This is a genomic window from Vibrio vulnificus CMCP6 (genome assembly GCF_000039765.1).
In the GTDB taxonomy this organism is placed as follows: domain Bacteria; phylum Pseudomonadota; class Gammaproteobacteria; order Enterobacterales; family Vibrionaceae; genus Vibrio; species Vibrio vulnificus_B.
Map to the genome: position 1 here is coordinate 480804 of NC_004460.2, position 13620 is coordinate 494423.

Here is a 13620-nt window from a genome sequence, read left to right on the forward strand (position 1 = left end):
GCTTCACTTATTGGTTAATACTCCAAAGCTCCATTTCTAACCCTGGGTAATTACCAGAGACATGAAATGCCATTCCCCCGCTTTCATTTAAACGAGCCCAATAAGCGCCTTGTTTAACCAGCTCAAAATAGACGTAGCCTGCTGCGTAAGGCATCTGTCTTGGCACCACATTCAGTGGCGAAACGGCAATACCGTTGATCTGATTATTGATAAGGTCGCGAATATTCTCTGCGGGTCCAACTTTGATTTGTCCTGGTAACTTTTTTCTAATTTCATCGGCAGAGACATCGGCTTTAACGGCCAATACAAACTGACAAAGTGAAAGCAAACTTTTATCTGGTAATGGCGTAACGCGAATCCCAAACTGGCGAATATCCAAGGGCATCTTGGTCGCAGTTTGCTCCAATACCACACTCAGATATTGACTGAGGATTTGATTCATCTCAGAAAAGACAGGCCCCAAATTACTGTGTTGGTATTCGGGAAGCTTAGGGACTCGCTTATTTTTACTCGAAAAAGTGGACAGCTCACCAATTAAGCTCAATAAGGCCGTCGCTAACTCATGTGGATGAAGCTCACTCCCTTTCGATAAATGTCTTAAATTAGCCTCATAACGATTCAGCATCTGTAGCATAATGAAATCTACTGCAGAGGAAGACGCTGACTTGCCTTGTCCGAGACGACTTGCAATGGCGTCTGCCCTAATTTTGATCATGGCTAAAACGTTATTCAGATAACGAGTAAGCAGCGAACTATGGTGGACATTAAGGAAAGGTGGTACGAACTCTTCATCAAGAATGACTTGACCTTCGCTACCAACATGACGAATTTTCACCAGAGGCAAAGAGACATAGCCCGGCAAATTGTCATTGGTTGCCTTTAACTCGCACTTAAGCGCCGCGAGTTGAAGTACTTCTTCATCACCAGACACGCTATCGGTTAAGGTGTGATCAACCACCTTATAGCGCGTTACCATTGAAGTCTCGGAATGGGAAACGTTTTGGCCTTGGGATTTTTCTGCAGGTATCACAAGCTGAACCAAAGTATTTTCAATCCCTGGCTCAATTTTGAGTGGCTCAGGAAGCTGCTCGTTAATAGGTATGTTAACGAATGTCATATCGGAGAAAATTCCAACACACTCAGTTAGCGATACAACCCCTTCTTTCAACTGTTCTTTGTCGAGAGAAAACGATTCAATTCCTCGGGCATAACAACCCACTAAACGCGTTAGACCTTTGTATTCATGAGACAACGCTCGCTCTTGTTGCTGAAAGTGTTGAGGACGCAGAAACATCCCTTCACTCCAAACAATCGGTGAATAAACACTCATTTAATATCCTGCCAACGTTGTTATTATTTTATAGCCAAAGACAATTCATCTAGTGAAAGCTCGTAGGTGTTATAGCCCTTGCGGTCGACCTTTATCACCTTGCGCCAATTTGCATTTTCGATGTCTCGATATGCCACTACAATGCCGATATATTCAACACTTGGTTTCATCGTAGATTCATAAAGTGTTTTTTGGCCTGGGGAGAGATACAATTCTGTTTTGTTCACCAGATCCGGGCCTAGCGTTTGGGCTGTATTTTCATATAGAGAGAAGAAGTCTTGACTCGTAAATAAGGTATCAGAAGTGAGTTCAAGGACATAAACTACGACAGGTGAAGGTCTGCCATTCATATCTGGATTGACATTGAATCCCGTCTTTATTTCCAAATTTGAATAGGGAGAAACAACCATATTTGCCGCACTGCAACCCACTAATAAAAACACTATTATTGTGGTAATTATTTTTGCCATGGCTTTCATTTATTCTCTCCCTACTTTTCTTATTGCCGATTCATAAGATTTGGAAAAGTCTTCCAAATAAAACCCTTTCTCATCAATGTCAATTTCATTTCTTATTTGAAAATAGATATTTTCATACTTCTTCCATCGTTTTTTATCGAGTTGCGAAAATATTGATGTCAATCCATTTTTTTCACTTTGAGACACATGTCCAGATATGGTATTCGGCTCAAGCAGTCGTAACACCCCAGATACAGCACCATGAACACCTTCTATCATTGCTTTTTCATGAGCTTCTATATCATTGAATGCAGATTGAATTGCAGCTTCCGGTGAAAGAAAACTCGCACTGCGTCTGTTATATAGATTGTGAATTGCATCTTCTAAATTCGCCGAAAACTTAAGAGGGTTATTTTCCTTTTTCTGAAAAGAGGTATGGTTTAATTTGTTCGCCTGTTTAAATTCCGCACGATTATGCAGTGTCTGCATCAGACCTTCTAACATAAGAGAATAAGAGCGACCTAATCGATTAAACCATTGCTCTCTTTCCTGTTCTGGAACTAAGCTTAAATCGATGCCAGCCCCCTTGAGAAAGGCATTCAAATCCGAGTCAACACGTTCACATCGCTTAGCCACTTTCTCATCACGAGGATAGTCGGTCGCTCTCTCTTCTTTCAAAGTCGGCTCTATGTGAGGGCTTAATATGGGAGCGTCAAGAAAGTCATCCAAATCACCTAGCTCTGGCGATAGATTTTGCTGCTGCTTTTCTTCTTCTGCCAAAAATAGGTTTGCGTCAAAACCAAAATCCATAAAATTATCATTACCACTGACAGGCTCTTTATTTACTTCACGTGGTGACAGAGTATTGGTGTGGATTTGGCTTTGGGTTACGTTATGGTTTTCACTATTTTTAAACGATACTTCGATTTCATAATCTCCAAAATTAATCACATCTTTGTCATTTAAAGCCACCTCGACACCATTTCCTACTGGGCTGACTGACTTATTAACAAAAATACCATTTGTAGAGAGATCTCTAAGTAGATAATCATTACCAAACTTAGTTATTTCACCATGAACACCAGAAATAATTCGTTCAGGATCAGGTAATACCCAATCACAGCTCTCAGAGCGACCAAATTTCATACAAAAGTGTTCTTCATTGGTGGGTATTGAATACACACTTTTTATTTCTGGTGTAAAACGGTGGAAACTAGTAATCGAAAGCACTATTCCCATAACATCCTCTAGCCACTTTATTAATAATGCATTTATCAACAAAACCCAAAATGTAAACTCGATTTTGTTTTCAGTATTAGAATGCACTACTACTTTAGATATATTTATTGCCTGCGATAATGAGCATTTTGCTGATTTAACACAAAGCCAAAATCATGCAACAAAACAAATATAGAACACAGTTCAAACTTTTAGTGAGAACCGATGTTACAAAGAATTAGTCCCCTGTTAATTAGTACGAAAGCTTTTAATTCACAGCCAAATCAAACTTTTTTGAGTATATGATGTCACTCTTTACCGTTTTAGGGGTTGTATATGTTAGTTGATAATGAGAAGAAAAACACGCAAGAAGAGAAAAATGACAAGACTAAATTTATTGCGCGTTCACAAAAAATCGGTCCAGAAAAGAATGTAGAAAAAAGTAGAATAGAACCAGTTAGTGTTAAAGAAATAAATAAAGAAGACAGTATTAACGACAAATCTCACACTAAAAGACCCGAATCAAAAACAGCTCACCCCTCAACAAGAACAGAGGTAAACACCACTGTGACGGGGGAAAACAATTCTCCCGGTTATCAAACTCTAGAGAAAGGCCATTTAGTTAAAAATCGTTACGTGATTGACAGCCTAATTGGGCATGGTGGCCTATGTGACGTCTACCGAGCCAAAGATAAAGTTCTTGAATCATCGGGAGTTGCTAGCCCTTTTGTCGCACTCAAAGTATTGCAGCACGAATACATCGACCAACCAGAGACTGCGCGAATGCTTATCCGAGAGGCGCAGCATACTCAAACCTTGAGCCACCCCAACATCATTCGTGTTTTTGATTTTGGCGTCGATAACAAAATTTATTTTATCGTGATGGAATACTTAGATGGAGAGACCATCGAACAGTTGATTCAGCGTTCCAGACCCAATGGCTTGGCGTTTCCTAATGCCAAAGTCCTACTAAACCAAATACTCGATGCTCTGATATATGCTCATTCGCTTGATATCGTACACGCAGACCTGAAGCCCGCTAACATCATGATCGATTCAGCCGGTACGGTAAAATTGCTCGACTTTGGTGTGTCAAAAACTGAACGCCTCAAACAAGATCAGTACGCCGCCAAGCGTAAAGTCGATGATCATCAAGTATTGGGATATACACCAAATTATGCATCCCTCAATATTATTAGCGGTAATAAGCCGTGCAGACAGGACGATCTGTTTGCGTTTGCCTGCATCGCATACGAACTACTCTCTTGCAAGCATCCCTATAATCGAACCCCTATCGATTTGGCTAAGAAAAATGCGATTCCGCTAAAGAAACCCTCTGGTTTTCCAAATACCCTATGGCCCGATATTAAAACGATTCTCACCGACACCAGCGGTCAGTACAAGCTCAGTGCCGAGTCACTGAAACAGAGACTCAACCAAAAGAATCGCTCAAAATATGCGATAGCTGCATTGATTGTTTTCGGTTTATCCACCTCTCTTGGTGTTGTGCATCACTTAAACTCGCAGATCGTGCAGTTGGAAGAAACCAATCGCCAATTGGCTCATTCGCTACAAACGCAACAACAGATCATTAATAGCCAACCTGAGTCAGTCTTCGAACTTAGCGCATCCGATACCATCCATCCGGTTTTAAAAGCCGGATTACTGCGGCATCACAAGCAAACGCTTCTCGCGAAATTCGAGCAACAGATTGATGAAATTCTCAACCAAAGCAATAACGAGTATCCCGATTACGATCAAGTCGAATCTGTCCTGAAGCACGCGGCCATCTACTACCCAGATTCCCACAAGCTTGAATTACTCAACCTTGACATGCGCTCGAGCAAGCGTTCAACCTTGCTGTCAATTGAAAGACACATCAATTCTGTACTCGAAAAAGGTCAATACGATGCTCAACAGGATGGGAAATCGATCGTTGATCTCAACAATGATTTAAATTCCATTCAAAAGAATTATCCACTCACTCCATCATCACTGGCATTGGAAGTATTTGAGCAAAATCTTATTGACGCTATTGAGCAGCGTAACTCAATTGCACTCACAGAACTGCTGGCGATAGGCGCGACGTTTTTTAGTACTCATGAAGCTTCTCAGCAGAGATTGCTACATGCTAAGGAAGTGAATTCAGCCGTCATTGCCATGGAGAAGTGGAAACAAGCGGAAGAAAATGGGCAGCAGGCGGTATACCCCTATGATGCAGCGCAGGTTCTTTATGGGCACAAGTTTACCTCATTACATAAAAAGCTTGAAAACGCGACAACCGTTAACTCACTCGATCAGTTGGTGGCCGATATCGATAACCTCGCCAAGGATTTCCCGCCAAATTTCCCAAACATCTCTGATCTGCGTTTTCAAACTGCCAACAAGTACCTGAAGTTTTCAGATATGCTGCTGAGAAAACGCCAATCAGTCAGTGCACGAAACGCGATGAAAAAGGCAAACGAACTGCTGCAGCAAGTCGACAGTACCGACTTTAGAGGCTAAGGTGCCGACAAAAAACGGCCAAAGCGTCACCCGCTTTGGCCGTTTTAGTGTAGGTATACCGAATTACAAAGGCTGGAATGCCGCTCTGTTGGAGACTTGCTCATACCACTTCTCAATGTGGCTGAATTGTTCAAAGACCGCAAGCTCAAGCCCTTTTACAGCAAACGTAACAAAAATGAACGCGGTGATATCGACAATCGTAAAGTGTTCTGTCGCAACATAAGGGCTTTCAGAAAGGCGCTTTTCCAATACTGGCAAAAATGCCTCAACACGTTTTTTAGATTCTACGCCCCACGCTTCCACACACGTTTCTCTGTCTTGATATATTGCAGTAATATTGCGAAAAGCTTGGAATGCAGCGTAGAGACCTTGAAACTCGACAACACGGTGCCACATTTCGACTTGCGCTTTTTCTAAAGCGTCACGCCCAAACAGCGCCATTTCATTCGGATGAATCTCATCAAAATAACGACAGATTGCCACACTTTCACACAGCGTTGTGCCATCGTCCAGTTCAAGCATCGGCACTTTACCATTGACGCTTTTCTGCAAAAATTCGGGGGTGAGGTTATCGCCCTCTCTTACGTTGAGCTGGACACGTTCAACACTTGCACCAATTTCAGCCAAAAATAGCGCTACTCGGCGACAACTAGGGGTCATTTCTGTTTCATACAGTTTCATTTTTAGTCCTTTCTCTTTTTCAGAACGATCGTTTAGGTTAGAATGTACGTGTTTTCTAAACGTTCAGTCAAGAATAATTTTTATCCATTGAGGTTTTGTTATGGCACGAAAGGCAAATTTCAATCGAGACGATAAGCTACTAGAAGCTATGGATCTCTTCTGGAGGAAAGGCTACGCCAGCACCGCCATTTCAGATTTGGTTGATGAGCTCAAAATAAATCGATTCAGTTTGTACAACACATTTGGTGATAAACAGCAGCTGTATTACGAAGCGCTTGAGATGTACTTAACATCGATCTCCTTTCCTTCTTTAGGTGATGTCAGTCAGCCAGGTGCGTCACTTGCTGAGCTTGAAGCTTTCTTAAATCATTTTGCTCAAATTCAAAGGGAAAGAAGCTGCGGTTGCTTTATGCAAAATGCGTTGATTGAGCACGCTGGTGATGACGATGAAGTACTACAGAAAGGCAACCGCCTGTTTGATCACCTGCTTGAAGTATTGACGAACACCATAGGCAATGGTCAAAAAAATCAACAAATTACAACCACCATTCCGGCAAGCGCTCTGGCAAAGTTGGTCCTTAACCAAATGCAAGGAATGCGCGTTATGGGCAAAACGAAACGCTATGATGATTTAGAAATCGCACTGCAGACGCTGCTCGCACTCATCAAGTTGGAGCCACGTCAATGAGCATCAACGTCATCGCAAAACGTTTGGAATATGGTGCAGACTTAAAACGCGCGATTGCCAATATCGTGACAGAGCATAACATCACAGCGGGAAGTATAGCGGCCTGTACTGGCTGCCTAAGCGAAGTGAAACTGAGGTTGGCTGGCGCGCAAAGTGAATTCCAACAGAAAGCATGTTTTGAAATTGTCGCCATTACTGCCACCTTGACCCCTGAGCATCAGCATGTTCATCTTGCTATTGCGGATGAACACGGTCGTGTGTACGGTGGACACCTACTCGAAGGTTGCCTCGTTGATACCACCGTTGAGGTGATTGTTCACGCATACCCTGCGTTGTATTTTGAGCGAGCTTGGGACGAAAAGACCGGTTACACCGAGCTTGTAATTAAGCAATAAACGTCAATCAAATTCGCGCTTGAGGGGTTTAACAGCACTATCCAATCCTTCAATTTTGAGCGCAAGACAGAGCTGCATTAACTCACCGAGTTCTCCTTGCGGGAACTCGTCTTTGCGTGCAAACCAAAGTAAGTACTCTTCAGGCAAATCAATCAACACCCTTCCCGCATATTTCCCAAATGGCATTTGAATTCGCGCTAACTTGATGAGATTTTCTTTGGCAAGCATGTTCTGGTCCTTTAATTTATTGCGCGACAAGCTTACCATTAGCCGGCAATGACCACCAAGGACAGAAATTCATGAAGACCCCCTGTGTTGCAGCCTGTAAAAACAATAATGGCATCTGCGAAGGTTGCCTGCGCACAGTCACCGAGATAGCCAACTGGTCTCAATTTAATGCTCTGCAAAGAGAAGAGATTATGGCTCAGCTCGATGGCCGAACCGCGACCCACGAGTGCCCGAGCTGTACGAAACCAACGCAATGTGACATTGCCCAAGGAAAAACACACTGTTGGTGTTTTGATCTAGAAGAAAGAGAAGTGAGCGTACCTAGCGAAGCTCTATGCCTTTGTCGACGCTGTTTAGAGAAAGCACCGATTGCCTAAACAATCAGCGCTCATGTCACTACTTTTCTGTGAGTGCTGCCGTGTCAAACTGAACACCTGACCAACCAAAACGTATGAAATTGCGAATATTTTGATGGTCATCGTTCTCGGGATGCAACAATACATCATGACGGTAATAGCGACCAAAACACGCAAGCGTTTGTTCTTCGTTTAACTCATTCAATTGTGCGAAAGAAAAAATCTTGCATGATCCATTGTTTTGGCCCGCTTCGTTATGTGTGTCGCCATTTTGAAATGCCGCAGGCACAAATACATAATGGCTATCAATGACATCAATAACCTCTTGAAACTCCACTTTTTCGGGCGTTTCAGCCAACTTAGCCAGTAAATCCTTTAAACTCATTATCCTTCCTGTACAGTGTGATTAAAGAGTCAAAAAACTAATCGCTTTGTCGTCCCTTTTCAAGCCATTTATCCCAGTGAGTATGCTTAGCAACACTCATGCTATCGAGTTGAACATAGAAAATTGTTTCAAACCAATTCCAACACAAGCTAACCCGTTAAAACCTCAGCTTTTTTATTAATAACGACTATCATTTACAACCTTAAGCGTTACGTTTACTATTCACGCTGTTTATATATTTGTTAATTAGGTTCTGCTCTTTTGAAAAAACCTCGATTTAGTCACGTCTATTTTGGTATTTGGCTATTAGGATTACTCCTTGCTTCTTTCAGTGTCTTAGCCATTTGGCATATAGAATCTCATAGGGAATGGGAACGAGTAGAGCTCAGTCAACACCTTATATCACCTCCCATACTTTATGGTGGTAGTGCCTTTATTCTGGTCATTCTACTCACTCTTGTGGTTAGTTTATGGTTGCACCGCTACCAACAATGGACGGTAATTTCGAAGCGATTAGCAAAAGAAAAAAACCGCACATTGGCAAAGCAAGCGGTGGAAGACAATCTGACCCGCCTTTACAATCGGCATGCTCTCAATACTTATATCAACAAGAAATTGGAAAAATTGGCCAAAGACCCTGACGAGGCCTTTTCCGTTCTCTTCATTGATTTGGACCGTTTCAAAGTCATCAATGATTCCATGGGACATTTGATTGGGGATTTGGTCTTAAAGCAAGTCGCCAGTAGGCTGCTTCTCAATGCCCGCAAACAAGATTCCTGTTATCGATTTGGCGGAGATGAGTTTGTCATCTGCTTACCTGGCCTGCATAACCAAGAAACACTCGCACGCATTGCTCGCCGGTACGCAGAGTTGATCTGCGAACCTTATAATATTGAAGAAAAAATTTGCCAAATCGGCGTCAGTGTTGGAATTGCCACTGTTGCGGATTCCTCATACACCTTGGCAAAAATTTTGCGCGAAGCCGATACAGCGATGTATCGAGCGAAAAAATCAGAAGACAGTAAAGTGGTCTTCTTCGACAACGATATGTTTGTTCAAGCCACTAAACGATTCACTTTTGAGCAAGAGCTCTCTTTTGCGATTGAACGTGAACAGTTACACCTCAAATACCAGCCCATTTTTAGCAATGATGGCGAAGAGCTGATCAGCGTTGAAGTGTTATTACGTTGGTATCATCCAGACAATGGTTGGATTTCACCCGCAGACTTTGTTCCGATTGCCGAAGAAGCAGGTTTGATCAACAAAATTGGTGACTGGGTGATTGAGCGTACCTGCCATGTCGTTGCTCAGCTTAGTGAGCGTTACTGCGCTCAAGAATTGCCACGTTTTAATATTAACGTTTCTGCGAAACAGTTTATCAACGGGCAAGTTTTATACAGCCTTAACAGTCATTTAGCACGTTTTGCTTGTCCGGCTGAGTTGATAGGAATTGAGATCACCGAAACCAGTTTATTATCCGATAGCAAAGCCACAATCGATGTGTTGAACAAGATCAAAGCACTCGGCATTACCATTTCACTGGATGATTTCGGCACTGGCTATTCATCACTTGCGATGCTGAATCAATACCCCATCGACGTAGTCAAAATGGATCGCAGTTTTGTAAAGCACGTTGATGATGTCCACCACCGTTCTGCCCAGCTCTGTTTTGCGATCATCAACATGGCTCATACGATTGATCTTTCAGTGGTAGCAGAAGGTGTTGAGACGCTTGAACAGTTAAAAATTCTCAAAACGTTCCATTGTGATTACGTCCAAGGCTACCTCACGGCAAAGCCTATGAATTTGGAAGAGTTAGAGCAATTGTTTGACACGATTACCCTTAAAAAAATAGCTTGATAGAGAAAAGTAGTCACACGTTTGTGATTACTGAGAAGGGATACTCTATCAAGCTGGTGAGGGTTGGGACACAAACGTTACCCTCAAATCGACAATTTGTTAACGAATGATCTGATCACATTTCGCAGCGCAGATAAAATCATTCTTGTGTAAGCCTTTAATAGAGTGGCTCCACCATGTCACCGTTACTTTCCCCCACTCAAGTAAAATGGAAGGATGGTGGAACTCTTGTTCAGCGAGCTCAGCCACCTGATTACTGAACTGCCAAGCCTGCATAAAGTTTTTAAATTTATACACTTTTTCAAGTTGAGGAATGCCTTCTCTTTCCATTAGGTGCCACCCTTCCAACTCTAGCAGTAATTCTTGCTGCTGTTGTGTCGTTAACGCTATCGCGTCGATACTACAAGCTTCGCATTTTAATTCATCAAGCATCTACAGTTTCCTTTGGTTCAAACAGGGGTGGAAGCAAGCCAGCACTCATTGCAAACTCTACTTCTTTCATTAAATCAATTTTGCTCAATTTGAACAGAGCGTTGATTTCATCCAGCACAAAATACTTGGGTTGCATGATATCGATTCTATAGGGAGTTCTGAGCACCGTTTGGATATCAAACTTTGCTCGTTCTGGACGTTCATCTTCAAGCGCATACACCGTTTCACCAGGAGATGAGAGAACACCGCCACCATAAATTCTCAACTCGCCCTCTTCTCTCAATAAGCCAAATTCGACCGTAAACCAATAAAGACGAGCGAGGTAGGCTCTTTGCTTAGGTGTCGCCTGCTCGCCTAATTTGCCATAGGTTTCCGTAAAAGCGGCAAAATCAGGATTCGTCAACATCGCACAGTGACCAAAGATTTCATGAAAAAAATCGGGCTCTTGCAAATAGTCAAATTCTTCTCTGGTTCGCAAAAACGTGGCGACTGGAAATTTTTTGTTAGCCAACAGATTAAAAAAACGGTCGAAATTGATCAAAGCAGGGACAGGCTCCACACTCCAACCCGTACTCTCTGCAAGCACTTGATTAATTTCCGGTAACTGGGGAACGCGATCGGTTGGGAGATCGAGTAGCGCTAATCCATCGATATAGGCAGAACATGCACGTCCCTGAATCATACTCAGTTGTCTGGTGATCAGATCCTGCCAAATCGCGTCTTCTTCTTCCGTCCACTCAACGAATCCTTCGGAGTCGACGGGTTTTGAATGATAATGACTCATCACAGCCTCAATTTAACAATCCATTTACAACAAGCCTATCTTTTGCACAGAACACTTCCAATCCTACTGACGCTTTTGCCAGCAAAATCCAGTGTAACATTTTCTTTACAAGAATCTCTCAAACCCTTACATATCAAATAAATGTACACTCGTTCACTGTTTGACTTTTGAGCAAAATAGAATAAAACTTATTTGTGTTAATGAATGGTTAACAATGAGAATAACAATGCCAACATCAAGCCCTATCTGGACCCCTTCTCCAGAGAGAATTGCAACCAGCAACCTCAAAAAGTTCATAGAACACATCAACATGCAAGGCGAAGCGATCGAAAACTATGCGCAGTTGCATCAGTGGTCGATTGTCGAAAATAAAAAGTTTTGGATGGAAATCTGGACCTTCTGCGATGTGATTGGTTACCAAGGTGACTGTATCGTCGGTGAAGGGAAGCCAAAATGGGGAAATTACTTTTCGCAAAGAGACAACCTTTGGTTCCCTCAAGCGGAACTCAACTACGCTGAAAACTTACTTTCTTCCGCTTACCAAAAGCCGCCAGAGCCCGCCATCATCTTCCGGAATGAACGGAATGAAGAATCCAGTCTTTCTTGGCAAGAACTGTGTGATCAAGTTTCAATCTTGCAGCAATGGTTAATTCGCAATGGTGTCGGTAAAGGCGATGTGGTGGCTGGCTATCTTCCCTATTTGCCAGAAACCGTCATTGCCATGCTGGCAACAACCAGCCTTGGTGCGGTTTGGACCTCCACCTCTCCCGACTTTGGTACAGACAGCGTTATCGAACGATTAGGACAAGTAAACCCCAAAATTCTGTTTTGCTGCGATGGTTACTCATTCAATGGCAAAACGTTCGATATGTCAGAAAAGAACCGCAAAATCGCTGAACAGCTGCCAGACTTACTCAATATTTGTGAAATTGAGTATTTGGAATCTCCCGAGACGGACTACAACACCAACTACTCCACTTGGGCTGCTATATTAGAAAACTACGATGCCAAAGGTATCATCTACGAACGTGTACCTTTTAATTCGCCCTTGTTTATTCTCTACTCTTCCGGGACCACTGGCAAACCAAAGTGCATCATTCACACGGTGGGCGGTACCATTATCAATCACCTGAAAGAACATCAATTACATTGCGATATTCAGCCTGATGATCGTGTTTTTTATTACACCACCTGTGGATGGATGATGTGGAACTGGCATGTGTCCACACTCGCCAGTGGGGCAACGCTGGTGATCTACGATGGTAGCCCCGTTTACCCAGACCAATCGGTTTTGTGGGATATGGTGGACGATTGCCAAGTAACACTGTTTGGCACCTCAGCCAAATACTTAGAAGCGATTCAACATGCGCATTACGAGCCAGCACTGTTCCATGATCTCAGTACGTTAAAAACGATTTGTTCGACGGGTTCCGTGCTCTATCCGGAGCAATTTGATTTTGTCTATTCGTCTATCAAATCCGACGTTCACCTTGCATCTATCTCTGGTGGCACCGATATTTGTGGCTGTTTTGTACTGGGCAACCCCATCTCGCCAGTCTACCGTGGGGAAGTACAGTACGCAGGCTTAGGTGTCTCTATCGCCGTTTACGACGCTTCCGGACAACCAGTCGTTGGACAACGAGGTGAACTGGTGTGTACCAACTCTCTGCCTAACTTCCCGTTGGGCTTTTGGCACGATGATGGCGAGCGTTATCACCAATCATACTGGAGCAAGTATCCCAATGTGTGGCATCACGGTGATGATGTGATCATGACAAGTCATGGTGGATTTGTCTTCTACGGGCGAAGTGACACTACACTTAACCCCGGTGGCGTTCGAATCGGCACAGCGGAGCTCTATCAACAAGTGAACGCACTGAACAGCATTGACGATTCCATTGCGGTGGGGAAAGTGCAAAACCGTAGCGAAGAGATCTGGCTGTTTGTAAAACCTGCGACGGGTTTCGACTTGAACGATAGCATTGCAGAACAAATCCGTTCAACGCTTAGAAACCACTGCTCACCACGCCACGTTCCCAGTCAAATTTTCGCTATTTCGGATATTCCCAAAACGCGCTCAGGGAAGTTGGTCGAGTTGGCGGTAAAACAAGTGGTGAATGGACAAGAAGTGAAAAACCTCGGGGCGATCGCTAACCCAGAAGTTCTAGAGGAAATCAAACGCGTTACACAAGCTTATCGCTAAGCTTTTCTTTGCAACAAGCAAAGTCGGTAACAGAAAAAAGCGAGCCTTACTGTTGGCTCGCCTTTTTTCATTCGCATATTAAGTTTGGTGTCGATAC

Annotated in this window: 14 protein-coding genes; 6 read left to right on the top strand and 8 right to left on the bottom strand. The window is 43.1% G+C overall.

All coding sequences use genetic code 11. From position 1 onward, the window contains the following. Positions 1-7: 7 nt before the first annotated feature. The 3 genes from tssK to tagH are packed head-to-tail and all read right to left on the bottom strand — an operon-like array spanning position 8 to position 3027. Positions 8-1330: a type VI secretion system baseplate subunit TssK gene (tssK, locus tag VV1_RS17230; RefSeq protein ID WP_011081397.1), complete on the bottom strand. Its 1323-nt coding sequence runs from the start codon at positions 1328-1330 to the stop codon at positions 8-10. Between the two features lie 23 nt (positions 1331-1353). Beyond that, on the bottom strand, positions 1354-1809 hold the full coding sequence (tssJ, locus tag VV1_RS17235; RefSeq protein ID WP_011081398.1) for a type VI secretion system lipoprotein TssJ: 456 nt from the start codon (positions 1807-1809) through the stop codon (positions 1354-1356). Continuing rightward, positions 1810-3027: a type VI secretion system-associated FHA domain protein TagH gene (tagH, locus tag VV1_RS17240; protein ID WP_011081399.1), complete on the bottom strand. Its 1218-nt coding sequence runs from the start codon at positions 3025-3027 to the stop codon at positions 1810-1812. A gap of 315 nt (positions 3028-3342) precedes the next feature. On the opposite strand from tagH, the gene VV1_RS17245 reads away from it, so the two are divergent. Continuing rightward, positions 3343-5511: a serine/threonine-protein kinase gene (locus tag VV1_RS17245; protein WP_011081400.1), complete on the top strand. Its 2169-nt coding sequence runs from the start codon at positions 3343-3345 to the stop codon at positions 5509-5511. A gap of 63 nt (positions 5512-5574) precedes the next feature. Here the strand turns inward: VV1_RS17245 and VV1_RS17250 are convergent, their stop codons facing one another. Further along, positions 5575-6192 carry a glutathione S-transferase gene (locus VV1_RS17250; RefSeq protein WP_011081401.1) on the bottom strand — a complete coding sequence of 206 codons (618 nt, stop codon included), beginning with the start codon at positions 6190-6192 and terminating at the stop codon, positions 5575-5577. Positions 6193-6292: 100 nt separating this feature from the next. On the opposite strand from VV1_RS17250, the gene VV1_RS17255 reads away from it, so the two are divergent. Together VV1_RS17255 and VV1_RS17260 are read left to right on the top strand one after the other, a co-directional pair. Beyond that, entirely contained in the window at positions 6293-6880 is a 588-nt protein-coding gene (locus tag VV1_RS17255) for a TetR/AcrR family transcriptional regulator (protein WP_011081402.1), read from the top strand. Further along, the gene (locus VV1_RS17260; RefSeq protein ID WP_011081403.1) at positions 6877-7275 is read left to right on the top strand and encodes a PPC domain-containing DNA-binding protein; all 399 of its coding nucleotides are present in this window, start codon (positions 6877-6879) and stop codon (positions 7273-7275) included. The genes VV1_RS17255 and VV1_RS17260 overlap by 4 nt, the downstream gene beginning before the upstream one ends. Positions 7276-7278: 3 nt before the next feature. Here VV1_RS17260 and VV1_RS17265 read toward each other — a convergent pair whose 3' ends face one another. Continuing rightward, positions 7279-7503: a DUF3820 family protein gene (locus VV1_RS17265; RefSeq protein WP_144011165.1), complete on the bottom strand. Its 225-nt coding sequence runs from the start codon at positions 7501-7503 to the stop codon at positions 7279-7281. Between the two features lie 71 nt (positions 7504-7574). Between VV1_RS17265 and VV1_RS24020 the strand changes: the two genes are divergently transcribed. After that, entirely contained in the window at positions 7575-7880 is a 306-nt protein-coding gene (locus VV1_RS24020) for a cysteine-rich CWC family protein (RefSeq protein ID WP_080553530.1), read from the top strand. 19 nt (positions 7881-7899) lie between these two features. Here VV1_RS24020 and VV1_RS17275 read toward each other — a convergent pair whose 3' ends face one another. Then, complete coding sequence (locus VV1_RS17275; protein WP_011081406.1) at positions 7900-8244, bottom strand: HopJ type III effector protein; 345 nt, start codon at positions 8242-8244, stop codon at positions 7900-7902. A gap of 261 nt (positions 8245-8505) precedes the next feature. Between VV1_RS17275 and VV1_RS17280 the strand changes: the two genes are divergently transcribed. Continuing rightward, positions 8506-10104, top strand: a complete 1599-nt coding sequence (locus VV1_RS17280) for a putative bifunctional diguanylate cyclase/phosphodiesterase (RefSeq protein ID WP_011081407.1) — start codon at positions 8506-8508, stop codon at positions 10102-10104. 99 nt (positions 10105-10203) lie between these two features. Here VV1_RS17280 and VV1_RS17285 read toward each other — a convergent pair whose 3' ends face one another. Next, complete coding sequence (locus tag VV1_RS17285; protein ID WP_011081408.1) at positions 10204-10536, bottom strand: 4a-hydroxytetrahydrobiopterin dehydratase; 333 nt, start codon at positions 10534-10536, stop codon at positions 10204-10206. Then, entirely contained in the window at positions 10529-11320 is a 792-nt protein-coding gene (gene phhA, locus VV1_RS17290; RefSeq protein ID WP_011081409.1) for a phenylalanine 4-monooxygenase, read from the bottom strand. Before phhA ends, VV1_RS17285 begins: the two co-directional genes overlap by 8 nt. Positions 11321-11546: 226 nt before the next feature. Between phhA and VV1_RS17295 the strand changes: the two genes are divergently transcribed. Next, positions 11547-13523 (top strand): acetoacetate--CoA ligase, encoded by a 1977-nt coding sequence (locus tag VV1_RS17295; protein WP_011081410.1) that lies wholly within the window; start codon positions 11547-11549, stop codon positions 13521-13523. Positions 13524-13620 lie beyond the last annotated feature (97 nt).

What these genes read in the sequence shown, in the direction of transcription:
- tssK (WP_011081397.1), bottom strand. Translation starts at nt 1,330, where the DNA reads ATGAGTGTTTATTCACCGATTGTTTGGAGTGAAGGGATGTTTCTGCGT.
- tssJ (WP_011081398.1), bottom strand. Translation starts at nt 1,809, where the DNA reads ATGAAAGCCATGGCAAAAATAATTACCACAATAATAGTGTTTTTATTA.
- tagH (WP_011081399.1), bottom strand. Translation starts at nt 3,027, where the DNA reads ATGGGAATAGTGCTTTCGATTACTAGTTTCCACCGTTTTACACCAGAA.
- VV1_RS17245 (WP_011081400.1), top strand. Translation starts at nt 3,343, where the DNA reads ATGTTAGTTGATAATGAGAAGAAAAACACGCAAGAAGAGAAAAATGAC.
- VV1_RS17250 (WP_011081401.1), bottom strand. Translation starts at nt 6,192, where the DNA reads ATGAAACTGTATGAAACAGAAATGACCCCTAGTTGTCGCCGAGTAGCG.
- VV1_RS17255 (WP_011081402.1), top strand. Translation starts at nt 6,293, where the DNA reads ATGGCACGAAAGGCAAATTTCAATCGAGACGATAAGCTACTAGAAGCT.
- VV1_RS17260 (WP_011081403.1), top strand. Translation starts at nt 6,877, where the DNA reads ATGAGCATCAACGTCATCGCAAAACGTTTGGAATATGGTGCAGACTTA.
- VV1_RS17265 (WP_144011165.1), bottom strand. Translation starts at nt 7,503, where the DNA reads ATGCTTGCCAAAGAAAATCTCATCAAGTTAGCGCGAATTCAAATGCCA.
- VV1_RS24020 (WP_080553530.1), top strand. Translation starts at nt 7,575, where the DNA reads ATGAAGACCCCCTGTGTTGCAGCCTGTAAAAACAATAATGGCATCTGC.
- VV1_RS17275 (WP_011081406.1), bottom strand. Translation starts at nt 8,244, where the DNA reads ATGAGTTTAAAGGATTTACTGGCTAAGTTGGCTGAAACGCCCGAAAAA.
- VV1_RS17285 (WP_011081408.1), bottom strand. Translation starts at nt 10,536, where the DNA reads ATGCTTGATGAATTAAAATGCGAAGCTTGTAGTATCGACGCGATAGCG.
- phhA (WP_011081409.1), bottom strand. Translation starts at nt 11,320, where the DNA reads ATGAGTCATTATCATTCAAAACCCGTCGACTCCGAAGGATTCGTTGAG.
- VV1_RS17295 (WP_011081410.1), top strand. Translation starts at nt 11,547, where the DNA reads ATGCCAACATCAAGCCCTATCTGGACCCCTTCTCCAGAGAGAATTGCA.